General features: G+C 39.1%; 22 protein-coding genes. 11 read left to right on the top strand and 11 right to left on the bottom strand.

What is annotated here, in order from left to right; translation table 11 throughout:
- Nucleotides 1-79: 79 nt before the first annotated feature.
- Genes def through rlmH form a run of 6 tightly spaced genes read right to left on the bottom strand, consistent with a single transcriptional unit; the run spans nt 80 to nt 6,549 of the window.
- Nucleotides 80-631 carry a peptide deformylase gene (def, locus tag ACE1EF_RS10305; RefSeq protein ID WP_375720577.1) on the bottom strand — a complete coding sequence of 184 codons (552 nt, stop codon included), beginning with the start codon at nt 629-631 and terminating at the stop codon, nt 80-82.
- Nucleotide 632: 1 nt separating this feature from the next.
- Nucleotides 633-1,049 carry a Holliday junction resolvase RuvX gene (ruvX, locus tag ACE1EF_RS10300; RefSeq protein ID WP_375720576.1) on the bottom strand — a complete coding sequence of 139 codons (417 nt, stop codon included), beginning with the start codon at nt 1,047-1,049 and terminating at the stop codon, nt 633-635.
- 33 nt (nt 1,050-1,082) lie between these two features.
- On the bottom strand, nt 1,083-1,625 hold the full coding sequence (locus ACE1EF_RS10295; protein WP_375720575.1) for a DJ-1 family glyoxalase III: 543 nt from the start codon (nt 1,623-1,625) through the stop codon (nt 1,083-1,085).
- A gap of 11 nt (nt 1,626-1,636) precedes the next feature.
- Complete coding sequence (locus ACE1EF_RS10290) at nt 1,637-2,425, bottom strand: MBL fold metallo-hydrolase (RefSeq protein ID WP_375720574.1); 789 nt, start codon at nt 2,423-2,425, stop codon at nt 1,637-1,639.
- A 1-nt stretch (nt 2,426) separates the two neighbouring features.
- The gene (locus ACE1EF_RS10285; RefSeq protein WP_375720573.1) at nt 2,427-6,083 is read right to left on the bottom strand and encodes a sensor histidine kinase; all 3,657 of its coding nucleotides are present in this window, start codon (nt 6,081-6,083) and stop codon (nt 2,427-2,429) included.
- Nucleotides 6,076-6,549 carry a 23S rRNA (pseudouridine(1915)-N(3))-methyltransferase RlmH gene (gene rlmH, locus ACE1EF_RS10280; protein WP_375720572.1) on the bottom strand — a complete coding sequence of 158 codons (474 nt, stop codon included), beginning with the start codon at nt 6,547-6,549 and terminating at the stop codon, nt 6,076-6,078. The genes ACE1EF_RS10285 and rlmH overlap by 8 nt, the downstream gene beginning before the upstream one ends.
- A gap of 117 nt (nt 6,550-6,666) precedes the next feature.
- Between rlmH and ACE1EF_RS10275 the strand changes: the two genes are divergently transcribed.
- Nucleotides 6,667-7,044, top strand: coding sequence for a DUF4783 domain-containing protein (locus ACE1EF_RS10275; RefSeq protein WP_375720571.1), 378 nt, complete (start codon nt 6,667-6,669; stop codon nt 7,042-7,044).
- Nucleotides 7,045-7,059: 15 nt separating this feature from the next.
- On the top strand, nt 7,060-7,905 hold the full coding sequence (nadC, locus tag ACE1EF_RS10270) for a carboxylating nicotinate-nucleotide diphosphorylase (protein WP_375720570.1): 846 nt from the start codon (nt 7,060-7,062) through the stop codon (nt 7,903-7,905).
- A gap of 82 nt (nt 7,906-7,987) precedes the next feature.
- Here the strand turns inward: nadC and ACE1EF_RS10265 are convergent, their stop codons facing one another.
- The 3 genes from ACE1EF_RS10265 to panB are packed head-to-tail and all read right to left on the bottom strand — an operon-like array spanning nt 7,988 to nt 11,478.
- Nucleotides 7,988-9,943 (bottom strand): glycoside hydrolase family 97 protein, encoded by a 1,956-nt coding sequence (locus ACE1EF_RS10265; RefSeq protein WP_375720569.1) that lies wholly within the window; start codon nt 9,941-9,943, stop codon nt 7,988-7,990.
- Nucleotides 9,944-9,952: 9 nt separating this feature from the next.
- Entirely contained in the window at nt 9,953-10,645 is a 693-nt protein-coding gene (locus ACE1EF_RS10260) for an RluA family pseudouridine synthase (protein ID WP_375720568.1), read from the bottom strand.
- Nucleotides 10,646-10,659: 14 nt separating this feature from the next.
- Nucleotides 10,660-11,478 carry a 3-methyl-2-oxobutanoate hydroxymethyltransferase gene (gene panB / locus ACE1EF_RS10255; RefSeq protein ID WP_375720567.1) on the bottom strand — a complete coding sequence of 273 codons (819 nt, stop codon included), beginning with the start codon at nt 11,476-11,478 and terminating at the stop codon, nt 10,660-10,662.
- Nucleotides 11,479-11,649: 171 nt separating this feature from the next.
- Between panB and ACE1EF_RS10250 the strand changes: the two genes are divergently transcribed.
- From ACE1EF_RS10250 to ACE1EF_RS10230, 5 genes are all read left to right on the top strand, one after another.
- Nucleotides 11,650-13,128 carry a sodium:solute symporter family protein gene (locus ACE1EF_RS10250; RefSeq protein ID WP_375720566.1) on the top strand — a complete coding sequence of 493 codons (1,479 nt, stop codon included), beginning with the start codon at nt 11,650-11,652 and terminating at the stop codon, nt 13,126-13,128.
- Between the two features lie 398 nt (nt 13,129-13,526).
- Complete coding sequence (locus ACE1EF_RS10245) at nt 13,527-14,117, top strand: plasmid pRiA4b ORF-3 family protein (protein ID WP_375720565.1); 591 nt, start codon at nt 13,527-13,529, stop codon at nt 14,115-14,117.
- A gap of 7 nt (nt 14,118-14,124) precedes the next feature.
- Nucleotides 14,125-14,637 carry a DUF6155 family protein gene (locus tag ACE1EF_RS10240; RefSeq protein ID WP_375720564.1) on the top strand — a complete coding sequence of 171 codons (513 nt, stop codon included), beginning with the start codon at nt 14,125-14,127 and terminating at the stop codon, nt 14,635-14,637.
- A 328-nt stretch (nt 14,638-14,965) separates the two neighbouring features.
- Nucleotides 14,966-16,012 carry a CNNM domain-containing protein gene (locus tag ACE1EF_RS10235; protein WP_375720563.1) on the top strand — a complete coding sequence of 349 codons (1,047 nt, stop codon included), beginning with the start codon at nt 14,966-14,968 and terminating at the stop codon, nt 16,010-16,012.
- Between the two features lie 204 nt (nt 16,013-16,216).
- Nucleotides 16,217-17,854: a prolipoprotein diacylglyceryl transferase family protein gene (locus tag ACE1EF_RS10230; RefSeq protein ID WP_375720562.1), complete on the top strand. Its 1,638-nt coding sequence runs from the start codon at nt 16,217-16,219 to the stop codon at nt 17,852-17,854.
- 45 nt (nt 17,855-17,899) lie between these two features.
- On the opposite strand, the gene ACE1EF_RS10225 is transcribed toward ACE1EF_RS10230, so the two are convergent.
- Nucleotides 17,900-20,446, bottom strand: a complete 2,547-nt coding sequence (locus tag ACE1EF_RS10225; protein WP_375720561.1) for a thioredoxin-like domain-containing protein — start codon at nt 20,444-20,446, stop codon at nt 17,900-17,902.
- A 181-nt stretch (nt 20,447-20,627) separates the two neighbouring features.
- Between ACE1EF_RS10225 and ACE1EF_RS10220 the strand changes: the two genes are divergently transcribed.
- Genes ACE1EF_RS10220 through arsB form a run of 4 tightly spaced genes read left to right on the top strand, consistent with a single transcriptional unit; the run spans nt 20,628 to nt 23,764 of the window.
- The gene (locus ACE1EF_RS10220) at nt 20,628-21,212 is read left to right on the top strand and encodes an MTH895/ArsE family thioredoxin-like protein (protein ID WP_375720560.1); all 585 of its coding nucleotides are present in this window, start codon (nt 20,628-20,630) and stop codon (nt 21,210-21,212) included.
- Complete coding sequence (locus ACE1EF_RS10215) at nt 21,212-22,294, top strand: permease (protein WP_375720559.1); 1,083 nt, start codon at nt 21,212-21,214, stop codon at nt 22,292-22,294. Before ACE1EF_RS10220 ends, ACE1EF_RS10215 begins: the two co-directional genes overlap by 1 nt.
- A gap of 11 nt (nt 22,295-22,305) precedes the next feature.
- Entirely contained in the window at nt 22,306-22,731 is a 426-nt protein-coding gene (locus tag ACE1EF_RS10210; RefSeq protein ID WP_375720558.1) for an arsenate reductase ArsC, read from the top strand.
- Nucleotide 22,732: 1 nt separating this feature from the next.
- A complete protein-coding gene (gene arsB / locus ACE1EF_RS10205; RefSeq protein WP_375720557.1) occupies nt 22,733-23,764 on the top strand; it encodes an ACR3 family arsenite efflux transporter in 1,032 nt (343 codons plus the stop codon).
- A gap of 57 nt (nt 23,765-23,821) precedes the next feature.
- Here the strand turns inward: arsB and glmS are convergent, their stop codons facing one another.
- The gene (gene glmS, locus ACE1EF_RS10200; protein WP_375720556.1) at nt 23,822-25,663 is read right to left on the bottom strand and encodes a glutamine--fructose-6-phosphate transaminase (isomerizing); all 1,842 of its coding nucleotides are present in this window, start codon (nt 25,661-25,663) and stop codon (nt 23,822-23,824) included.
- Between the last annotated feature and the right edge of the window lie 7 nt (nt 25,664-25,670).

The following is a 25,670-nucleotide window of genomic DNA, read 5'->3' as shown; positions in this document are numbered from 1 at the left end:
ATTGTACCAATAAATGCAATTAAGAACTACTTTACTTAGGAAAAGTTGGGAAAATACCCATGCTCATAACATGTTAATATCAGGCAATCTTTGTTTTATAACCTGCTGATATTTTGCCTTTTGAAATTGCCAGAAGCTTATTTTTAATGAGTCTGCGTCTTAATGGAGAAATGAGATCAACAAACAGACGGCCATCGATATGATCATATTCATGCTGAATGACGCGTGCTATCCAGCCCTCATAAACTTCATCGTGTTCCTCAAAATTTTCATCCACATACTTAATTCTCACCCTGTCCTTTCTTAATACACGCTCCCTTATATTAGGAATACTCAGGCAACCTTCCTCTTCAAATACGTCCTCGCCAGCCCGTTCCAGTATCTGGGCATTAATAAAAGCTTTTTTGAAGGTAGCAAATTCCGGGTTTTCATTTCCCATAATGGAAAGATCGATGACAAATAAACGGATCGATAACCCAACCTGGGGTGCTGCCAGACCAATACCATCAGCATTGTGCATGGTTTGAAACATATTTTCAATCAAATTATTCAGTTGCGGGTAATCCGGAGTAATATCCTCAGCTACCTTCCGCAAAACCGGATGTCCGTATACAACTACAGGAAGTATCATGTTATCTGTTTTTTGAATCCAACCAGGATTGTAAAATTATCTGGGCACTGATTTCATCAATCAATGCTTTATTCTGTCTCTGTTTTTTTTTCAGTCCGCCCATCAGCATTGCTTTTTGAGCAAGGACAGACGTAAATCTCTCATCAACCAATTCAACGGGAACAGCTTTAAATCGCTTTTTCAGTCCATTTACAAACGGTTCCACGTATTGCATTGATTCAGCCGGCTTATTATTCAGATTCATTGGCCAGCCAACCACAAACGTCTCAATCTCCTCTTTTTCTGCATATGATTTCAGAAATATAAATATCTGATCGCTGCTGACGGTTGTTAATCCCTGGGCAAACATCTTCAGAGGATCTGTAACAGCCAGACCCACTCTCTTCTTTCCGTAATCTATCGCGACTATTCTGCCCATAAAAATTTCTGCAAATATAACCGATAAATATTGTTATTCAACTAACATTTTATCTGCAACCCCTTTAGCTGCATCTTCGCCTTTTAAAGCTTCAACAATTTTCAGGGCAAATTTGATAGCAACTCCCGGTCCCCTGCCGGTTACAATCTTACCGGATATCAATGCCGGTTCATATACTTTAACCGCTCCCTTAAGGTGGTCTTCAAATCCGGGATAACATGTTGCTTTTTCTCCTTCCAGTATACCAAGATCACCAAGCACATAAGGCGCTGCACATACTGCGCCTATCCATTTGCCTTCTTTTTTATACTGCAGCAGTTTCTCCTCTAATCCCTTATGAGCTCTTAAATTATGTGCTCCGGGTAATCCACCGGGTAAAACCAGCATATCTGCTTCGGTATAATCCGCGTCTTCAAATAACTCCTCTGTCATTACGGGGATGTTATGATTTCCGGCCACCAGTTTATGACCTGTCAGCGAAATTGTTTTAACGGGGATCTGTCCCCTTCGGAGTACATCAACGATTGATACTGCTTCTATTTCTTCAAAACCTTCTGCGAAATGTACATATACCATATTATTGCATTTTATTCAAACGTTAGAACGTCACCCGTTCTAACCTGGTTCATCCCAAAAGTGTTAAAAAACATTGCAAGAGCCGGCAATTCAGTGCAATGTGATGGATACACGTCACGAATATTCATCTGTTTTATTTCCCTGATGGTCTGACGGGTAACTTCGTTGTTTTTCTTCAGATGAAAGCCTCCCAGAACAGCTTTAACATTCTCTATCCCGGTTACCTTTTTGGCATGGATAATAGTATTAACTATTCCGGCATGCGCACATCCTGAAATTACAATTAAGCCACCTTCCGATTTTACAGCAACTCCTGTATCGTCCATCATAAAATCCTCATTTCCTGCATCATCCTGAAATGCTGTTGTTTTCGATTCAAAGTTGTTCAATCTTGGTATCTCTCCCAAATACCAAATGTTCCGCCCTAACTGAAAGGGTTTGTCTGTTACATGCAGATCAAATCGTTCTTCCAGATCAGCTCTGTTGAAGTCGAGACCGACATAAACGCCATCCCTGTTGTTATGGTAGCGTTTTTTAAATACCGCCGGATGTGTATACAAGGGTAAACTGGGCAGATACCGCAGGCCGTTCCCATGGTCCCAGTGTCCGTGACTGAGCACTACAGCATCCAAGTCAAACAGATCTATTCCAAGCTTTTCAGCATTTCGTTTAAAAACGTCACCCGGCCCGGCATCCAGCAGAACTTTCCTGTCATTGGTCTGGATATGAAATGACAAACCGTGTTCAGATAACATACCTCTCCCCGGCGTGTTATCGTTTAAAACCGTTATTTTAACCATTTTATCGCTTAAATAGAGGTAAAGTAAAGAAGAACGTTGTTCCCTTATTTTCAACTGTTTCGAACCAGATTTCCCCGCCTGAATTGACTACAATGTTTTTGGTGATTGCCAATCCCAGTCCCATACCACTCGACTTCGTGGTAAAGTTAGGTTCAAACAGTTTACTCCTCGAGTCTTCCGGAATTCCCTTACCGTTGTCTGTTATCTGAACACGGGCAAACCCGTTCTCTTCGATCACATTAACGGTAATTATTCCTTTACGGTCCTGAGGCACAGATTGAATGGCATTTTTAATCAGATTGTTAAACACCTGTTTTAACTGTTCGCGGTCGGCATAAACCAGGATACTCTGCCGGCTGTTTTTAAGAGAAACCTTAACATTTGGAGTATCGACGAACAGATCCACAGCAACCCCGGCACGTTCGATAATATCGACAACCTCAGGCCTGGATTCCGGCATCTTGGAAAACGATGAGAACTCTGATGCAATCCTGCTCAGATTATCTATTTGCTCCACAAGTGTTTTGGTTGTTTTCTGAAAAAACTCACTAAAGCGTTCATCATTTTCCGTTCTGGCTCTCTGAAGATGCTGAATGCTCAGCTTCATTGGGGTCAGCGGATTTTTTATTTCATGCGCTATCTGCCGTGCCATTTGCCTCCAGGCCATAGAACGCTCAGATGTTGCCAACTGTTCAGCACTTTTTTCCAGTTCATCGACTAAACGGTTATAATCTGCCACGAGCTGTGCGACTTCATCACGTCCATGATAGTCAATTTTTTCATTAGCGCCACGCAATCTGAAACCTGCCAGCTTTTCACGGATCAGCAGCAATGGTCTTGTGATTTCCCGGGTAAGTAATACGGTCAGAAATACAGCTATAATAACGAATATGAGGTAAATATTTAGTAAGACCACAATAAAATCACTCACATCATTAGAGAGCTCATCAGAACTAACAAAATACGGCAGATTGACATAGCCAAGAAAATTATTTTCCCAGTTACTGATGGGTTGATATGCCGATAAATAATTCAGTCCAACCAGAGACTCATTGGTAAGGACAAAAGGCCGCTTAAGATATTTAAGCTGATAGTAAGATTCAGGTTCTATTCTACGGCTTATAATTTCACGTTGAAAAACCTCAGGGCGTGAAGTAGCGGCCAGTCTTCCATCGGTATCGTAAACATTAATATCGATATATAATGTATTCGACAACTCCTGTAATAGAGAAGTAAACTCCCTAAGATCAATATTATTCAGGGATGTAACCTGCCCCAGGTAACCATCAAGGGCCACCAGAACACTCCTGTTCTTTTCCTGCAATACCTCAAGTTGCTTGTTTTTATACTGACGAACATTAAAGTAAATAGATGTGGCTCCAACCAGCATGAAACTTAGGAGCAGTATAAGCAATACATTCTGCCGTATCCGGTAAGCAAGCGTACGGTTGTGTTTTGTCCGGTGATTGAATAATCCCGTCAAAAAGATGGAAACATAAGTCAGAATAAAAAGATAAAGAAACAGATATACCAGGAATAATAAGGTATCGAATGTGGATCTTACAGGCTTTGAGAGCACAAAAAGTTCATTATTACCGGTTTTATAAAACCGGTGAATATAACCGTTAAAAACCTGGATTACCGAATCATTCACCACCCAGTCACTGGATGTATTGTACTGGTAATCGCCCGCATAATTTACCAGTTTTCCATCCACATAACGTGCAAAACAGTAATCGTCATAAAGACTGCTCAAATCAATGTTATTATCAGACAAAAGTTCAGGATAGCCAATTCCCTTTGAAGTACTCCTTGTTTCCAGATCTATAAAAAGTGATACTTCATTGTTCTTTCCTTCATTATATTTGAGCCATACAAAATAATTAACCCGTCCATTGTAATTATCAAGGTAATATACATCAGACTGATTAATTTTTTCACCTATTTCATTTACCATGCCGTTGAAATAGCTGTAACAATCACTGTTTTCGCCATCATCACCAACATACAGATCAGTTCCGGGCCAGCAGAGGACCACCTGAATATCATATTTACGCCAAAATTCATTCAGATAAAACTTTCTAAGGTACTCCTGTAACTGGTCCACCTTTATATCTTCACCTGAGACCAGCTGTTTGACGTAATAGTCATTAAAAATACCTTCTGATTTATTTACAAGATTTATCTCAGTTATCGGATCCCTTTCCTTTAAAACACTCGATGCCAGGTTCCCCAGCAAAGTCTCTTCTTTTGAACGGTCAGTTTCATCCTGTGTTTGCCAAAACATCAACCAGCCAAGCACACTGAAGAGCAGAATAATAACAAAGCGGTTCATAAAATTATACCCACCGGTTGTTCTGCAACGGATAATATAAGAGGCTCCGGCAATTGCAATGGCCATCAGAGACGGCAATGTAAGGTTTATATCTCTTAAAAAAGTAAACAGTACGGTCGTACCGGCAATGACTGCAAGGGATGAAAAAATATAAATACTGGAATTTGTGGTCCTGCTGATAAATTTTGAAAAGGCATCAACAATGAGAAACCAACCGCCGAATAACAGAATGAAGATGAGATATGCCAGTAAAGAATATGTATCTACTTCTTTTAGCAGCTGCAATTGAAAATTAATAACTGAATGTTCTATTACGTTTACATATAACCGGATTATCTCTACAAACACTACTCCCATTACAACAGAGAATAAAATGTTCTTTATGTGACCCGGTTTCCCGAACGAAAACTTTTCCTTAAAAAGTAGAGAGGATAAAATCCACAGCAATCCAAATACAAGTATCAGCCCGAGATTTTTAAACAGTCCGGGCATTGCAAACACCGAAGGTGCAAAAAGCTGAGCATAATTAAGTAAAACCGGATACTCCATACCTCCAACGAAAGCGACAATAAGGAATATGATGCCGAAAGAAAGTAAGATCAGAAGATTCTTCTTTATGTGACTTCCAACGTTGGCAATATACAATAGAAACGCTCCCCATGTAAGCAGAAGAAACAAGAGAAAAGATGAAAGACCTGTAATCTTAAAAAAGCTTCCCCTGGTTTTAACCGGACCAATATCAAGATAACAGAGAATCTGATTGTCCACACCTCTGATACTCGATGTTTTACCCAGATTTGTTAAATAAATTACCGAATGTTCGGGAATTTCCAGCTCCGGCTGAAAATAACTTTTAATAAACCTGTTTTCAATACGGTAGATAAACTCAATAGGATAAAAGCCAAAGAGGGACTTATCACCCACGGATATACTATCCCAGATGCAGTAGCTGTTAGGGAATTCAACAACTGTGTTTGAAAGTTTATCTATTTCTGTGGTATCAATTATTATCTTATTTGAGTTCCAGAATTTCATTGATCCGTTCTGAAATCCAAACATGTAAAACCCTTTATTGGACTGGTGCAATAAAGTGCCGAAATGGTCTGTATAAAAAGAATCTGAAGCCAGTTCGAGACGATAGGAATTGAGGAGTTCTTTCAGTTCTGTTTGTTTCTGCTGAATATGAACTTCTATTTTATTCTTAACTTCAGTTTTATCGGGTGGTGACAAATAAATATTTTCGGATAAAAGTCCTGCAATAATGAATACAGCACTCAATACCAGAAGTGTGACCAAATATCTATTTTGTCGTTCTTTACTCATGATGATAGGGTTCACCCTTAATTATAGAAAATGCCCTGTAAAGTTGTTCAGCAAACAAAACACGTACCAATTGATGCGAGTAGGTCATTTTAGAAAGCGATAATGTATAATCACATCTCTTTTTTACCTCCTCACTGAATCCATAGGGTCCTCCAATTAAAAAAACAAGTTGCTTAATACCACTATTCATTCTTTTCTGAATAAAATCTGCAAATTCTACAGAACGTAACTCTTTACCGTATTCATCCAGAAGTACAAGGTAATCACCGGCCTGCAAATTATCCAGTATAATTTTTCCTTCCAGCTCCTTCTGAACGTCTTCCGATCTTTTTTTGGATTTTTTCAGATCAGGAATGATGACGAAATCAAAATTGATGTAACGTTTTATACGTTTGATATAAAGTTCAGTTCCCACTTTGACATGATCAGAATCGGTTTTTCCTACAGCTATCAGTTTAATGTTCATCAGTTCCTTTTTACGCAGGCCTTTACAAAGTTAACATTTACGCGACAACCTACTAAAAATGGGAAATAATTTTTATTATTGCGTATTGGTATTAAATTTGCATGTGACAAAAGAAAAATGATGAAACATATTCTTATCATTCTTACACTTATGTTATACGGTACCATGTTGAATGCTCAAACCGTTGACAACCTGACGTCTGCCGTTAAAATGGGAAATGCCGGACAGCTTTCTCAACTTTTCAACTCTTCGGTTGAGATTATCATCAATAACGATGACAAAATGTATACCAAAGCTCAGGCTCAGATGGTTATGAGTGATTTTTTCAAAAAAAATCCTCCAACAGACTTTAATATTGCTCACGATAGTACACGTGAAGATGCCAGATTTTTAATTGGTAATCTGACTACAAAAAGCAATAAGACCTACCGTATCATCTTTTTGCTCCGCGACAAAGGAAGCACTACGTTAATCCATCAGATCAGAATTCAGTAAAATATTTCCAAATACATGATATCAAACGCATACATAGATGCACTCATTGAGTTGGCATTTAAAGAAGACATTGGCGATGGCGACCACTCTACGCTTTCTTGCATTCCGGCAGATGCCAAAGGAAAATCCCGTCTCATTATCAAAGAGGATGGTATACTGGCTGGAGTGGATGTGGCAGTACTTATTTTTCACCGCTTTGATCCGGAGTTAAAAATCGACGTATTCATAAAGGACGGAACACCTGTTAAAGTTGGTGATATTGCATTTGAAGTGGAGGGAAAGACTCAAAGTCTTTTGCAAACTGAACGCCTTGTTCTGAACATTATGCAACGCATGAGTGGCATTGCTACCCGAACAGCAGTTTATGTTGAAAAACTTAAAGGCCTGCACACAAAAGTACTGGACACTCGCAAGACAACGCCGGGCATGCGGATTCTGGAAAAAATGGCAGTAAAAACCGGCGGTGGTGAAAATCACAGAATGGGCTTATTTGATATGGTCATGCTGAAGGATAACCATATTGATTTTGCAGGTGGCATAGAGAACGCCATAACAACAACAAAAAAATATCTGGAGGACCACCATAAAGATTTGAAAATAGAAGTTGAAGTCCGCAATTTTGAAGAACTGAACCAGGTACTTAAAGTGGGTGGTATTCACCGGATCATGCTGGACAACTTTAATACTGAAGACACAAAAAAAGCGGTTGAAATCATTAATAAGCGCTATGAAACTGAATCATCTGGAGGCATAACACTTGATACCTTCAGAGCATATGCCGAATGTGGCGTGGATTATATCTCAGTCGGGGCACTGACACATTCTGTTAAAAGCCTGGACATGAGTCTTAAGGCCGTCTAAATAAGATTTGGAAACATAACAATAAAAAACACCGTGCAGATCTGCTACGGTGTTTTTTTATTCTTTCCAAATTTTTCAATAATCACTCATCTACCGGTTCCAGTATTCCTGCAAAACCGCCTCCCATCGCCATCTTAATATGAAGGTTGGTACCCTTTACCACATTTGACCGGGAAATTTTATAGTCTTCTGCCATACGATTCGCATTAATTCCGTCACTTAATAATGTAAGCTTGTATAACTTACCATCAACCAGAAAATCAAGAGGTATATCAAATTCCCGTTCTGTCCAGTCTGTCATACCACCTATATACCAGGTTTGACCTTTTTTTCTGGCTAATACCACATAATCAGCTACTTTTGCTTCCAACACTCTGGTATCATCCCATGTAGTGGGAAAGCGGGCCACCAGGGAAGTATATTGCGGATCTCTTAAATAGTTTGACGGATTATCTGCAAACATTTGCAACGGTGCTTCGTAAATCACATACATGGATGCCTGATGACAGCGTGTTCCCTGGCTCATGGGTCGGTCGAAAGAAATGCTGAAATTTATCTCCTGCGCATTATGCATCGCACCCGGTGTATAGTCCATCGGACCAGCCAGCATACGCGTAAACGGCAACGTAACATCATGTTCCGGTGTAATGAGATCACTCCATTTGCAGTTTTCCAATCCCTTTACACCTTCATAATTAACCACGTTGGGATAAACCGCCTCAATACCAGAGGGCTTAAACGCACCGTGAAAATCCACAAGCAGTTTATGTTTTGCAGCTTCCCTTGCCACCTTTTCATAATACTCAACCATGAGCTGATCTGCCCGCTGCATGAAATCCACTTTTATTCCTGCAACACCCATTTTCTCATAGAGCTCAAGTGCAGCATTAAGATGCTGATCCAATGGTTTCCACAGTACCCAAAGGATAAGTTTTACATTCTTTTCCTTACCATACGATATCAGTTCCTCAAGATTTATTTCATCATTAGGTTCCAGAATATTGGTCGTACTCTTTGACCAGCCTTCGTCCAGAATAATATACTCAAGACCGTATTCTGATGCAAAATCGATATAGTATTTATACGTTTCTGTATTGATACCTGACCTGAAATCAACGCCATATATATTATTGGCATTCCACCAATCCCAGGCGACCTTTCCCGGCCTGATCCATTCAGTATTAATCTTTGCTTTGCTGTTCAGGCAAACCGGCAGATTATTTTCAAGTAATGCCTTGTCATCAGCAGCAATCATAAAAACGCGCCAGGGTAGTTCCTGTCCGGGATTAATCTTTGCAATATACTCTGCTTCCTTTGTAATCACTTCGGAACGATCAGATGCACGGTCTCCGGCTTTTATTTCCAGAGGATAATTCGGATAAAGTGATGTCAGCCCACTCTCTTTATGTCCTTTGAGAAACATTTGCGGATAGTTCAGAACATCCGCTTCTGTGACACCAATTCGAACACCATTGCTTGTTGCCAGCATAGGCAATGAACAAAACATATCATCTTTAACCTCATTAATATTAAGATGCAGATAAGAACGTTCATAATGCGACATCAGCTGGTCTTCCTGAGGAAAGAGAAGGGATGATCCGGGTTCAAAACCAAACTGAACAACTTCAGTGTCAACCGTCTTTTCTTTGCGGAAATCCGTTAATATGCGATAGGCCACACCATTGTTATAAACTCTGAATACCAATGATATTCCGTTTTTTAAAACCAGCTTTTCCTGATTATACTGAACCGTATGATCTGCAAATTTTAATGGAACAGCTGGTGTAACAGTTTGAACCACCAGTCCGGAGTACGCTTTACGGACTTTTTGATTTTTCATCATTTCCTTACCGTCCACAATAAGGTTGATAACGCCGTTCCTGATAATTGATTTACCATTAAAAGAAACACTCCATGTGACCTGATCACCTATATCATAAGTCACATTTATCTGCTTATCCGGAGATGCTACATTGTTTGCAGCCTGACTGTAAAGCATCACAATAAGAAACGATGCAGCAAAGAAAAACTTTTTCATATATGTTATTTATTGGGTTATGCTATTTAAAAAAGCCTGCCATAGATTATCATTTTCCGGAGGATCCGCCACAACGGTTATTTCCTTATTCTGAACCGGATGAACAAATGTTACACTTCTCGCATGTAAAGAAATTCCACCATCAGGATTTGACCGGGCAAAGCCATATTTGAGATCACCTTTTATAGGTGATCCGATTTTAGCCAACTGACACCTAATCTGATGATGCCGCCCGGTTTCCAGTCGCACCTCCAATAAACTGTAATTGGTAAGTTTGGATATTGTCCTGTAACTTAGTATAGCCTTTTTGGCATCCTTACGTTCACTATCATATGCATACGACTTGTTTTGTTTTTGATTTCGAACTAACCAGTGAACCAGCTTATCCTCTGTCTTCTCAGGTTGCTGCTTAACAACAGCCCAGTATAGTTTATCGACTTCACGATCCTGAAACAGTTTATTCATCCTGGCAAGTGCCTTCGATGTTCTTGCATAAAGTACCACGCCACTGACAGGGCGGTCAAGCCTGTGGACCACACCAAGAAAAACATCACCGGGTTTATTGTACTTTATCTTGATGTAACTTTTTATCCGGTCGGCTAAGGTCACATCACCGGTCTTATCCCCCTGAACAAGATCTGAAGTGCTTTTATTTACAGCAATCAGGTGATTGTCCTCGTATAAAATATTTAAATCATCCATTCGGTGAAGCAGAATTAATAGGACTCTTTTTTATTGGGGAAGTCAACAGATTTCACATCCTGCACATAGTTTTCAACAGCCCCTTTAATCTCTGCAAATAAATTATGATAACGGCGTAAAAACCGCGGTGAAAACTCCTGGTTTATTCCCAGCATATCATGGAGTACGAGTACCTGGCCATCTACACCGGAACCAGCACCAATACCAATAATTGGAATGCTGAGTTCCTTAGCAACCTTTTCTGCAAGTGAAGCAGGTACTTTCTCCAGTACAATTGCAAAACAGCCAGCGTCCTCGAGTAATTTGGCATCTTCAACCAGTTTTTTAGCTTCGGCTTCTTCTTTGGCTCTTACCGAATATGTACCGAATTTATGTATGGACTGCGGTGTCAGGCCCAGATGTCCCATCACCGGAATTCCAGCAGACAAGATTCTGTTTACCGACTCCAGCACTTCACTCCCTCCTTCCAGTTTCACTGCATCCGCATGTGTTTCCTTCATAATTCGAATGGCACTGCTCAGCGCTTCTTTCGAATTTCCCTGGTAAGATCCGAAAGGTAAATCTACAACAACAAGCGCTGTATTCACTGCCTTTACCACAGAGCTTCCATGATATATCATCTGATCCAGTGTAATAGGTAATGTCGTTTCATTACCTGCCATTACGTTTGATGCCGAATCGCCAACCAGAATTACGTCAATTCCTGACTGGTCTACAATCCGCGCCATTGAATAGTCATATGCCGTTAACATCGATATTTTTTCACCACGCAGTTTCATTTCAGAAAGGCGGTGTGTCGTCACTCTTTTTCTGTCTCCTGTAATTGCTGACATAATACATTATTTTGAGGGAAAGTCCCGTTTTCGATGAACAAAGGTAAAAAAAGTTGCATGAAAGTAGTTACTAAAAACCATTGAATAGACCTTATAAAATTATCATATGGAAACCAACATTTGGTAAATACATATAAAATGTTATACTGTGATCAAATAAAATATAACGTTTTGGAAATACACTGGATTGATGCATTGATATTTATCCTTTATCTGGCAGCAATGCTGGGAGTTGGCTTTTACTTCTTAAAAAGAAACAGTTCTGATGAAGATTATTATGTTGGAGGACGCGAGATGTCTGCAAGACATGTTGGCTTATCCGTTGTTGCAACAGATGTTGGCGGGGGCTTTTCTATTGGTCTTGGCGGACTTGGATTTGCTATAGGCCTGTCGGGCAGCTGGATGTTATTTACAGGTCTTTTGGGTGCCTGGCTCAGCGCTGCATTACTGATACCCAGAATATACCCGGTGGCCCGTAAATACAGGTTACTGAGTTTTCCTGAAGCTTTAAAACATTACTATAATAAACCCGTAGCTATAGTTGCAGGTATAATATCACTGATTGGTTATATCGGTTTCACCAGTTCACAGATTCTTGCAGGTGCCAAACTTGCTACAGCTACTTTTCCTGCTATCACCATTACAGAGGCAGTTTTGATTATGGGTGTCATTGCTGCATTATACACGGTAATGGGCGGTATAAAAGCCGTAATCTACACTGACACCATTCAATGGATCATTCTGATTTCAGGTTTGGTCCTGATCGGTATACCATATGGTTATTACGAGCTGGGTGGTTGGGGATCTATCCAAACCCATATCCCGGATCATTTGTTTTCACTCACCAATATATCCTGGATGCAGTTTTTTAACTGGCTCATCACCATTGTGCCAATCTGGTTTGTAGGCATGACACTTTACCAACGCATATATGCCTGTAAAGACGAAAAAACGGCAAAACGGGCCTGGCGTATTGCGGGACTTTTTGAATGGCCAGTTATGGCATTCATGGGAGTGATCCTGGGATTATTTGCCCGTGTAGCATTTGAACAGGGATTATTTTCAACCTTTGGTTATGCACCGGGCAATGAACCGGATCCCGAACTTGGCCTGCCTTTATTTCTGGCCCATATTTTACCGGTTGGCCTAATGGGTTTAATGATGTCGGCCTATTTTTCTGCTATCATGTCAACAGCAGACAGTTGCCTTATGGCGGCATCCGGAAATCTGCAGACTGATATTATAGGCGCTTTGAGCAGAATCAAAACAACGAATAATATCAGGCGTTCGCAATTTATCACCCTTATGATAGGAACCATAGCCATATTCCTTGCCACAACCATGCAGAACGTTCTGGAACTCATGCTCTACTCCTATGCCTTTATGGTTTCAGGATTATTCATTCCGGTATTAGCAATACTGATCCTGAAAAAACCGTCTGCTTCTGCTGCATTCTGGAGTATGATATCCGGCGGTTTAACCACGTTGATGCTTATTTTCCTGAAACTGAAATTACCTTTTGGTCTGGATGCTAACTTTTTCGGTATTGCGCTATCCGCCATCGTATTCATAACGGTTCAACCATTCAGCTCCAATTATGGTCATGCAATAAACAGAAAAACCGGTGGATCGGCAGAAAAAACAGGTTAAGGTAGGATTTATGAGGATTTTTTTGAGCATAAAACGTTGTTGTCAAAAATAAGTGGCTCAAATCGTCTCAATATGAAATTAAGGATTCAAAATCATTGTTGTCCGGTATAAGCTTCAGAGATTCCTCGCTTCACTCGGAATGACAGGCAGTTGCTGGCTGTTGGGCTGGAGGATGGGTTGGTTTGCTACGGATTCGCAAACCAACCCATCCTCCAGCCCCATATGAACCTAAGAAACTGTCATTCTGAGCGCAATAAAATGAAGCGAAGAATCTTTAATTAATATTGGTTTTTTTAACCGGACAACAATGATTCTAAATATTTTATGTTCTTCAGAAAAGAATTCCCATATTTATATCCGTATTATAAACATCTTCCTCAATAAAAAACATAAGTATCATGACTTATCAATTCAAAATTCAGCTCAAAAATATTTCCGATCCAACCATTTGGCGCAGACTAACCGTACCTTCACACTACACTTTTTTTGAATTTCATATAATCATTCAGATAGCCTTTGGATGGTTCAATGAGCATCTGTTTAAGTTTTCTCCTAACGGTTACCGCTCTTATCCGCAAATTCAATTGCACTTTGATGATGAAATGAGCGAAATGGAGTTTGCCCACGGTGATGTATATGATGCCGAAAAAATAAAACTATCGGACATATTTGTGAATGAAAAACAAAAATTTACCTACCTGTACGATTTCGGGGATGACTGGAATCATATTATTACGCTTGAAAAAATATTGCCTGAAACAAGCATGTATCCTACATTAATAAAGGGTCAGGGTATGTGTCCCCCTGAGGACTGTGGCGGCCCGTGGGGATATATGGGGCTAAAAGAAATACTAACTGATCCAAAACATCCGGAATATACGGAATATCGTGAACTTTTTCTTGATGAAACCGACGTTTTCAATCCCTATGAATTTCAAATTGAAGAGCACCGGGAATTTTTAAATGAGGTATTTACGAATAAAAGCTAATTCAATTATGGCAACGAGCAACCTTAAGAAGTTTCTGAAATCATTATCCAAAGAAGAACTGATTAAACACATTATGGAGCTGGATAAAAAGTATAAACCCGTTCAGGAATACTATCATCTTTACCTCAACGGTGATACATCGGGAACCACAGAGAAGTACAAATCGATTATTAAAAATGAATTTTTCCCCACACGAGGACTTCCCAAAGAAAGATTATCTGTTGCCAGAAAAGCAATAAGCGATGCTAAAAAAATTGGCCTTCCTGCTGATGCTCTGGCAGATTTAATGCTGTTTTATGTGGAAACCGGAGCTTCCTACACCAATGAATATGGTGATATAGACGAACCCTTTTACAACAGTATGGAAAGCATGTACCTTAAAACCCTGAAGTTTATGGAATCAGAAGGTTTACTTGAAAAATTTAAACTACGGGCTTATGAGATTCTCAGGACAACAGAAAATACAGGATGGGGATTTCATGACACCTTAGGTGATTATTATTATACATTTTATCATTAATGGAAGAGTTCTGGTTTTATTAATATTCGTATTAAAGCTATTATTAATTACATGGTTTTCATGCAAAAACCCTTTGCTTTATATCAGCGGAGGCGGATTAAAAACAATACTGGGACATCTGATTGCACAACTTAAAAAGCAGAATACATATTTTACTCATTGTGGTACAGATACCGGTTTTTCTGTAGTAACCGGAATTTTCACTTCAACACTTCCAGCTATTTAAACAAAATAATCCGAAGAAACATTAGTATAATAAGTCAAGCAGTTCATTAGACTAATGCATTCATTAAATATTTAATATCATTCATCAACTAAATAAACACCGATGATTCTACTGTTATTCTATCTGTTTCTGGCACTGTTTATTTCTGCAACCTGTTCTGTTATGGAAGCAGTACTGTTGTCAACCCCCTTGTCGCATATTAATGTTAAGGCAAAAGAAGGAAAAGCATTTGCTCAGTTATTTCTCAAACAGAAGGATAACATCGACCGACCTCTTTCTGCCATTCTCTCACTTAACACCGTTGCTCATACAGTAGGGGCTGCCGGCGTTGGAGCGCAGGCAACTGCCATCTTTGGGGAAACCTACTTCGGGCTTATCTCTGCAATTCTAACAATTCTGATACTTATTTTCAGTGAAATTATTCCGAAGACCATCGGAGCAACCTATTGGAGAAGTCTGGCCAGGCCATCTGCGCATGTCATCCAGGGAATGATATTTATTACCTATCCGCTGGTTCTCTTTTCTGCTTTACTCACAAAATTGATTTCAAAAACAAAAAAATCCCAAACCATAAGCCGGGATGAAATATCAGCACTTGCTGTTATTGGTAACCAGGAAGGCATTTTCACAGATACTGAAAGTAAGATCATGCAGAACCTTATTCATCTTAAAAACATGAAGGTGAGTGAAGTAAGAACCCCCCGGGTTGTATTGACCACTGCCGATGAAAACATGCCCCTTTCTGCATTTTTTGATAAACGTGAAGAATTCAGGTTTTCCCGTATTCCTGTCTTTTCGGGCAGGATGGAAAACATTACCGGTTATGTATTTCGCCAACAAGCATTTGAAAAAACAGCCGAAGGTGAGACTGATCTGACGCTTAAAGATATCAGACGTGAGATAACCATCGTACCTGAATCCATGGGTCTTATCAATGCCTGGGATATCCTGCTGAGCCGTAAAGAACATCTTGCCCTGGTTGTAGATGAGTTTGGGGGTACAGAGGGTATCATTACAATGGAGGATATCATCGAATCCCTTTTAGGTTTTGAGATCATAGATGAAAAAGATGAGATAAACGATATGCAGAAATTCGCAAAAGAACGATGGAAAAGAATTAAGAGTCTGAGAAACAGGCAAAATTCATGAAAGAATACATTGAATATGATCTTCAAATAGTTCTTATAAATCAGAGATGCTTTATCCATAGCTTAGAACCAATTTTACTTCATCGGAGGTTTACTTTTTATACAAATTCATTTCTTTTGACAACTTAATTTAAAAAGTACTAACTTTATAACTGTTAACCACCTTCACTTTACTTGCATTAAATAATTAATTTATTGATGCCTTATGAACAGTTGGCTTACCATAGATCCTGATAATCAGGGAAATCAACATTTACTGTTTTACTTATTCGCACTGGCAACAGTTGTGGTAATAATTACTGCATATGGTGTTCGTAAAAAAATTCCGCTGACTCCCCTAATATTACTATTATTTTCCACTTTTTTATTTTCAATCCTTGGTGGCAAACTTTTTTCCTTTGGTTTTGACGAATGGTTGAACATTTTAAAAACCCAGCAGATTCCCGAAACCAGAAACAAGACCATTTTAGGATATCTTATTTTTGGAGTTATCGGGTTTTATCTGACCCGGTATCTGTTAAAATTCAAATATCCGGTTGGTACAGCCTTCGCTTTTGCGTGGCCTGTTGGCTTAATCGTTACTAGACTGGGCTGTCTGACAGGCGGTTGTTGTTATGGCCATGTTACAGATTCTGTCTTAGGTATCTCATACGCTAAAGGTTCCTTGGCATATAACTCCCAGCTGTTTACCGGTCTGATCCAACCTGGACAAACCGTCTCTCTTCCGGTCCACCCGGTTCCGTTGTATGAGATCATATTTTGTGTTGTATTACTTTTTATGTTGTATACCATTTACAAAAAAAGAATATTAAAACATGAGAGCAGTTTATTCTTTTTATCCATTACGCTGTATGGCTTCTTCAGGTTTTTCGAAGAATTCATACGCCCGGGCCAATCCGGAGTCCTGGGATTACAGAAGGCACAGGTCATTTCTCTGTTATTATTTATCCTATCTACAGGATTTGTTTTTATTGCTGAGAAATACAGAAAAGACAAGACGGAATCAGAAAGATCATTCACTGATATTAACAGGTATATTTTTGTACTCACGGGACTGCTGCTCCTGCTGATTTCGATTTCGAACTGGCTCACATTTACTGAACTTATCTTCCTGCAGTTATTGAGCTATTCAGCACTTTTTATCACTTCCATAAATGTAATTCAAACCCTTAAGATCAAGGTTGCATATGCACTGCCTTCGCTTATGATGTTTATGGCATTTTTACTGATGTCTCAAACATTAAGTACTCCCCTGGATTCTGTTTTTACATCCAAAAAATATTTTACCATTGGCGCTGGAGGAAGTTACGGAAAAGAGGAAGAAATATGTGGTGGCGTGAACGAGTATAGTGCCTTTGGAATGAATCTTGAATACACGAATGAATATAAAAAAGATAAAAAGTTTTCTTTTGGTAGTCAACTTTATACAATAAATTATGACTACGCTAACTATTTGGGTTTTACCCCCTATCTGAAATGGGACAGCAGGTACATCGGAGGAAAATTAGGCATCAACCTGAGCAATCTTGAAAGTGAATATAAAGGTTCGGAGATTGTGCCTTCACTAGCTTTGAGAATAGGACCTGAAAATATCTTTTTTGTGGATGCACATTATGCAGATTATCTGCCCGGCGAGCTACCCGCATTTCAGGCCGGGCTTGGTGTCGGTTTCAGAAATCATCCGGGAAATCGCATACGTATTGGAATAAGTGAGTCCGGTTTGTATTTGAATCCCAGGCTTATGTTGAATGAAAATTTCAGTTTGGATCCGTTTCTGGCATACAGCACAGCAACCAATTATCAGTTGGCTCTGAGAATTCACTATACATTTTATGAAAAGTAAACATAAAAAAAACCTGCTTTTCTATTAAGCAGGTTTTTTTAGTTATTATTCTGTCTCCTTTTCAATTAATGCCTTAATCTGGGTGTTTTGCAAGTGTGGTAAATGAGGATTAATGACTTCTCCATCTTTACCTACAAACACATAATGCGGAATACCGGATATTTCAAATTTACCACACAAATAATTCCACTCATCTTTCGACACCCGGTAATGTTCACCCTTTATGTCAGGAATCATGTTATTCCACTTATTTTCAGGTGAAGAGGGACCGGTGATGTATACAAATGCTACTTTCGAGGTATCCATTTCTTCCTTTAAAGGCTTAATCCTTTCAATTCCAGATCGGCAGGGTCCGCACCAAGTAGCCCAGAAATCAACATAAACTGCCTTTCCTCTGTACTTTTTCATAATGGCTTCAAACAATTTATCGCCCTCTGTTTCAGGCACATCGTTAACAACAAAACCGGATTTGTTTTTTTGATCTTGTATTTTTTTGATCGTTGCAACGTTAGCGTATGCGATGTATTCTGAAATAAAATCATTTTGAATATCGCGTTGTACCCTCTTCAGGTTCCTTTCCGACAAGGGTGTCATTTGTGAAACCACATCACCCAGTATATCCTGAGCATACATTATGTCGTTAACCAATCCATATTCAATTCCCAGACTGTCTTTCAGTGCTTCATTGCGATGTTGATTTCTGTCCCTTATATAATAATAATCGCTATAGGCTTTCAATTTATTTTCGAACTTTTGTACTGAATCTCTATTCTCTTGAAAGAAGGTATTTATTTTATGCACAGCTTTACAAGCAATATAGCTTTTGTAAACGTCTAATAACTTCTGATCCTCTTCATTTAAGCTAATCCCCTGATCACTAACAGCTTTATTTATGCTGGATATATCAAGCTGTTCATTTTTGAAATCGAATCCTGAATCCTTGAAATTATCAAGAAGCCCCTGCCACTCTTTGGGAAGAATATTCATAAAAGATTTAACTTCAGGTAAATCATATACTTTCTTTCTTTTTTTAAGAAACTCAATAATTTCTTTTTCGTTCGCGGTCAAGGTCTGACCATCCTCAATAAAATCATCCACACAATCCATATAGTTCATATAGATTATCTTTTTCGGTATTAAATCACAATACATCACTCTGTTAATGAAAAAATAATACTCGAATGTCATTGGTCCGAATTTATCATTCAGGATTTCATATGTAAGAAAATCAAAATATCCGGCTGGCAAAGGAAAGTTGTCAAGGTTCAACTGACGTTGTGAACGCGGTATATTATTTTTTTCCCGATATGCCGACTCATAATTATTATCATAAAAAATCATTATACCCAGATAGCTTTGATCAATGTCTCTTTTCTCAATCATGTTGGCTTTAAGACATGTATTGTTCTCTCGTACGACATCCTCAAAATTGTTCAGATCTTTATTCCATGCGTTTTGTGCATATATTTTGTATTCTTCGGGCGTAATTTTTAATATGGTATCCCGCATCTCGTAATAATTCCATCCATGAACATCATGGAACAGATCAATATCACTATTAACCCTAGCCAGTTCTCCCATGTATTTTGCCTTATCAGAAGCTGTGCCAAATGCGTGAAAAAGTGATTTTCCCGGTTCTATAAAAATTTTTCTGTTCTCTTTAGCAAAACTATTACTAAGCATTAATTCTGTAGGACAATAAACAGGTATTTTCTTGCTGAATGTACCATCTTCCTGAATGGTCACAGTATATGAAATCTGATCACCTAAAATAACATTATTGTGATAAATCATGAAAGTTCTTATACCAATTCGTGGTGTATAATTCAATATTACACCACTGTAAGTTACCGTGTCAATTTTAAACAGAGGTTCGTCAAATGGCTTGTTATCCGTAGGCTGGCGTTTTTCTGCAAGTACATTTTCTCGCACCAGTACATTCGATTCTCCTATATATAGTCCCTCTTTAGTTAACCTGTAAAAGATTTTCAGCTCTGAATCATCTTTCCCTTTTAAAACGAGCTCTCCTTTTTTCTTTTTCAGGTTAAGGGGACCATAATCCCAAACTTTACTTTTATATATTACTATATTATTATAAAAGCCAATATTCCACAAATGGCTCTCAGAGTCGAACCATTCTCCATAAAGCGCCTCAGGTAGCGGAAAGACATTTTTTCTATCTTCCAAGCGAATATCATAAATAAACCAGCCTCCACTTTCATTGGCTTCACCATAATCAAATGCCTTTACTGACTTATCAAGAGCTGGAAAAACAAGTGAATAGGTTACCTTTTCCGTTTTATCCTGTGTATTTTGTTTAGACACTTCTATTCCGATACTATTGATCAGGAATAGTTTTTCATCACTTCCAACAGGTTGGATGTAGGTTTTACGCGGAATTGCATACCACCCTCTTCCCTTATAGGTTTGAAAAGAAAAGTCTATAACAGTACTATCTTTTGTAAGTGTAATTTTTCTAACAGACAAATCCTTTACTGTGGACAAACCAACCACAGGATCATTAACAACAACCTGTGCAAACACAGGAAAAGAAATTAAAACAATAAATAATAACGGAAGAATTCGTTTCATGATTTTGGGGTTTTAGAATAAACATTCAGGTTATTTATGTAAAATGCTCATAAGCAGATCAGTACATTCATCAAATATATAAATTATTAACAGCTTAAAAAATAGTTAAGGTATTTTACGCTTGATATTTTGCAATAAAAATAAAACCTTTATATTTGTTCGTAATTTTACGAAATACGAAATGAAAGTAACAATTTTTACAGAAGAGCAGACACAGACAGCAAGATATGCCAAGGCATTAAGTCATCCGGTAAGGATATATATACTTGAATTGCTCTCGAAACAGGCCTGTTGTTACAGTGGTGATTTAAGTGATGAACTTCCAATTGCCAAATCGACTTTGTCACAGCATTTGAAGGAACTGAAAGAAGCCGGGCTTATACAGGGCGAAATAGAAGCACCTAAAATAAAATACTGTCTGAATAAAACAGCATGGCATGATGCCAGACAATTGATAGAAACTTTATTCAATAAAGAGATACAGACAAACGATTCGTGTTCAACCGAAAAACAAAACAAAATGGATATTAAAGTATTAGGTACAGGCTGCAAAAAATGTAATATGCTCGCCAACGTTACCAGGGAAGCCGTGAGACAGTCAGGCATTGATGCTACCGTTACTAAGGTAGAAGATATTGTTGAGATTATGCAATATGGCGTTATGACAACACCTGTTCTGGTAGTAAATGGTGAAGTTGTAACCAAAGGAAATGTACCATCCGTAAACGAAATTATTCGGATACTACAAAGCAAACATAGAAACTGATGTACAAACGTCTTCTATTCTTCTTTACCTTATTGCTGCTTTGGGTGGTTTTCTTTACAAAACTGCCTTTTATTGACTACACTCCGTTGATGTTAAAATACCCGGAATGTTGCTCGGGGCAAACAAACCTGTTCGTTTACATCTGCGACTATTCCCTGTATGAGATCATTGGCATGAACCCAAACAGGTTTTATACGTCTGCTATCCGCTTTTTCATTTACGAAGCCCCCAAAATCCTGCTACTGCTTGCTATGGTGGTATTTGTAGTAGGATTTATACAATCCTGGTTTTCACCCGAAAAAACACGAAAAGCACTGGAAGGAAAGCCGCTGTTTGCCGGAAACATTTTTGCCTCCGTTCTTGGCATCTTTACCCCATTCTGTTCCTGTTCTGCCATTCCTCTGTTTATTGGGTTTATTGAAGCCGGCATTCCCATTGGCGTAACCTTTTCCTTTTTAATTGCGGCACCCATGATCAATGAAGTAGCACTTGTATTGCTGGGTGGTTTATTTGGATGGAAAATTGCAGCTATATATGTCGGAACCGGACTTATCATAGCGATAGTTTCGGGATTTATAATTGAGAAGCTTGGCATGAAACGCTATGTTGCCGACTGGGTTTTTCAGATTAAGGGTCAGCAGCAAACCATAGATAACAGAAAACTTCAGTTAAGCGACAAGCTCGATGCCGGATATAACCTGGTAAAAGAAATCATAAAAAAAATATGGGTTTACATTTTGATAGGAATTGCGGTTGGAGCCGGAGTTCATGGTTACGTTCCCGATGATCTTATGGCAAATATCCTGGGAGCACAAAACTGGTATTCCGTACCATTAGCTATTCTGGTTGGTGTCCCGCTATATTCTAATGCTGCAGGTATTATTCCTATTGTCAGTGTACTGATAGAAAAAGGCGTTTCCATGGGAACTGCACTGGCATTTATGATGTCCGTTATTGCACTGTCATTTCCTGAAATGGTAATCCTTAAAAAAGTTTTGAAATGGCAGTTCATCGCCATTTTCATAGGTATAGTTGCTACAGGAATTATGCTGGTAGGCTTCATTTTCAATTTAATATTATAACAATTAATCATATGAAAGTTTTAATCTTATGCACAGGAAACAGCTGCCGTAGTCAGATGGCACATGGTTTTCTTCAGTCGTTTGATCCCGGTTTAACAGTATGCTCTGCCGGCACCAACGCTTCGGGTAAATTAAGCAGCAAAGCTGTAGAAGTCATGAAAGAGGCAGGTATTGACATCAGTCACCATACTTCTGATTCAGTTGATAAATATCTGAACGACCAATGGGATTATGTGATTACTGTATGCGGCGGAGCCAATGAAACCTGTCCGGCTTTTTTAGGCAAGGTTAAACACCGTTTACATATCGGGTTTGATGACCCATCACATGCCACCGGTACAGATGAATTTATTTGGAGTGAATTCATCAGGGTCAGAGATGAAATTAAAGAAGCATTTTATAATCTCTATATCCATGAGATAAAACCACAACTTTAAAATGGAATCATCAGAAAGAAGAATAGGTTTCTTTGAAAAATACCTGACACTTTGGGTCGCTCTGTGTATTGCAACAGGAATTGCCATAGGGCATTTCACCGGTGATACCATAAAATTTCTGAGTGAACTGGAAATCTTCAACGTCAATTTGCCGGTTGCCATCCTGGTATGGCTTATGATCTACCCGATGATGTTGCAGGTGGACTTTTCGAGCTTAAAGGATGTGCGAAAAAGACCAAAAGGCTTGATTCTTACCCTGGTTATAAACTGGCTGATCAAACCTTTTTCAATGGCCTTCTTCGCATGGATCTTTTTCTCAAAGATTTATTCTGCTATTATCTCACCAGAAATGGCAGGCGAATATATTGCCGGTGCCATACTGCTTGGTGCAGCTCCCTGTACTGCCATGGTGTTTGTATGGAGTTATCTTACTAACGGTGATCCCAACTATACGCTGGTACAGGTTTCGGTAAATGATCTGATCATCCTGGTCGCCTTTGTACCTATCGTTGGATTACTTTTAGGGATCACCAATATTACAATACCCTACAACACACTTGTTGCAAGTATTTTTATTTTCGTGGTCATACCACTACTTGCAGGTTATCTCACACATAAGATTCTGATACGAAAGAAAAGCGAGGCCTGGTTTACATCCAGTTTCCTTCCGAAATTCAAACCCGTTTCCATTATTGCATTGTTAGTTACCCTGATCCTGTTATTTGCATTTCAGGGATCTACTATTACACAAAAACCATTGATAATTCTGCTTGTAGCTGTACCACTGGTTATTCAAACCTACTTCATATTTTTTATAGCATGGTTTGCAGGACGCTTTTTAAAGTTGCCTCATGCCATTTGTTCACCGGCTGCCATGATTGGCGCCAGCAACTTTTTTGAACTGGCCGTAGCCGTTGCTATTGCCTTGTTTGGCCTGCAATCGCCTGCTGCCCTGGTAACCGTTGTGGGTGTTTTGGTAGAGGTTCCGGTAATGCTTTCTTTGGTTGCATTAGCCAACAAATGGAGGTATTAAAAAAAGGGACAGATTGAGTAAAAACCTATCCCCTTTTAAAATATATTTTATCTTTTTTTATTCTACTGTAACAGATTTAGCCAGATTTCTTGGCTGATCCACATTCCGTCCAAGTTTTACTGCAATGTGGTAGGAAAACAACTGCAGGGGAATTACAGACAATAATGGTGTCAGTGCCGCATGTGTTTCAGGAACCTCAATGACGTGAGTTGCCATATGTCTGATATGTTCATCATCTTCTGTCACAACCGCTATTACAACTCCTTTTCGTGCAATAACCTCCTGAATATTACTGACCACTTTTTCATAATTAGGATCTTTGGCTGCCACAAATACCACCGGAAGCTTCTCATCGATCAATGCAATCGGACCGTGTTTCATTTCTGCCGCAGGATATCCTTCGGCATGGATATATGATATCTCCTTCAGTTTCAAGGCGCCTTCCAATGCCACCGGGAATTGAATACCACGTCCTAAGTAAAGCGAATTAGTCGCCTCGGCATACTTTTCGGCAAGTTCTTTTATATGATCGTTCTGCTTTAGCAACAAACGTATTTTATCCGGCATATTTCGCAAACCCAGTGCCATTGCCTGAAATGTATCTTCATCAATGGTACCTTTACGTTGTGCCAGCATCAATGTCATCATTGTAAGCACGGTAATCTGACTCGTAAATGCTTTTGTTGAGGCTACACCTATTTCCGGTCCGGCATAGGTGTAAACCCCGGCATCTGTCTCACGTGAAATACTCGAGCCAACCACGTTACAAATACCAAGGACAGTAGCGCCAGCTTTCTTCGCCATACGGATTGCAGCTAAGGTATCAGCGGTCTCTCCACTTTGCGTGATAGCCAGTACAACATCATCTTCTGTTATAATTGGTTCCCGATACCGGAATTCAGATGCATATTCTACTTCCACCGGGAGTTTGGCATATTTTTCAAATAAATACTCACCAACCAGACCGGCATGCCACGATGTTCCGCAGGCAATTATAATTAAACGGTTTGCCTTTTCAAGTTTCGGCATCACCTCCCTGATTCCTCCCAGACGTACAGAACTTCCATCAGCAGCCACACGTCCACGGATGGTATCCAAAACGGCTGTAGGTTGTTCAAAAATCTCTTTCAGCATGAAATGGTCAAAACCGCCCTTGTCGATATCATTAACATCCATATCCAGCTTATGGATAAGTGGCGTCATGTTACCATTACTATGAATATTTTTTAATTGTAATGAATCATTGGTCAGGATTACAATATCATCATCATCAAGATACATCACCCGTTTGGTATATTCAATGATAGGTGTTGCATCTGATGCCAGAAAGTACTCATTATCACCAACACCGACTACCAATGGACTCCCCCTTCTTGTGGCAATTAGTTTATCGCCTTCTTCCCTACAGATTATGACCAGTCCAAAAGCACCAATCACCTTAGCCAAAGCCGAACGAATGGCTTTTTCAGCAGATATTTCCTCGCTCATGTAAACATATTCAATCCAGTTTACCAGAACTTCGGTATCTGTTTCACTTTTAAATTCATAGCCCTTGGTAAGAAGAAATGCTTTAAGGGTGCCGTAATTTTCTATTATGCCGTTATGAATGAGGACAAATTTTTCATTCATTGACATATGCGGATGTGCGTTTACATCATTAGGCTCACCATGGGTTGCCCACCTTGTATGACCGATACCTATCGATCCTTCCGTATCTTTTCCCTGCAGGTTTTCTTCCAGCTTAGATACCTTTCCTTTCTTTTTAAAAACGGAGATATTATCATTATTATAAAGTGCTATACCTGCTGAATCATAGCCTCTGTATTCAAGTCTTTTCAACCCATTTATTAAAATAGGACACGCATCTTTCGATCCTATGTAACCAACTATTCCACACATACTCTTT

The sequence above is a fragment of the Quyinboa sediminis genome (assembly GCF_042219855.1).
Lineage (GTDB): Bacteria > Bacteroidota > Bacteroidia > Bacteroidales > UBA5342 > JBHJHP01.
The sequence above is the reverse complement of the archived record's forward strand: the minus strand, read 5'-3'. Positions and strand labels throughout refer to the sequence as shown.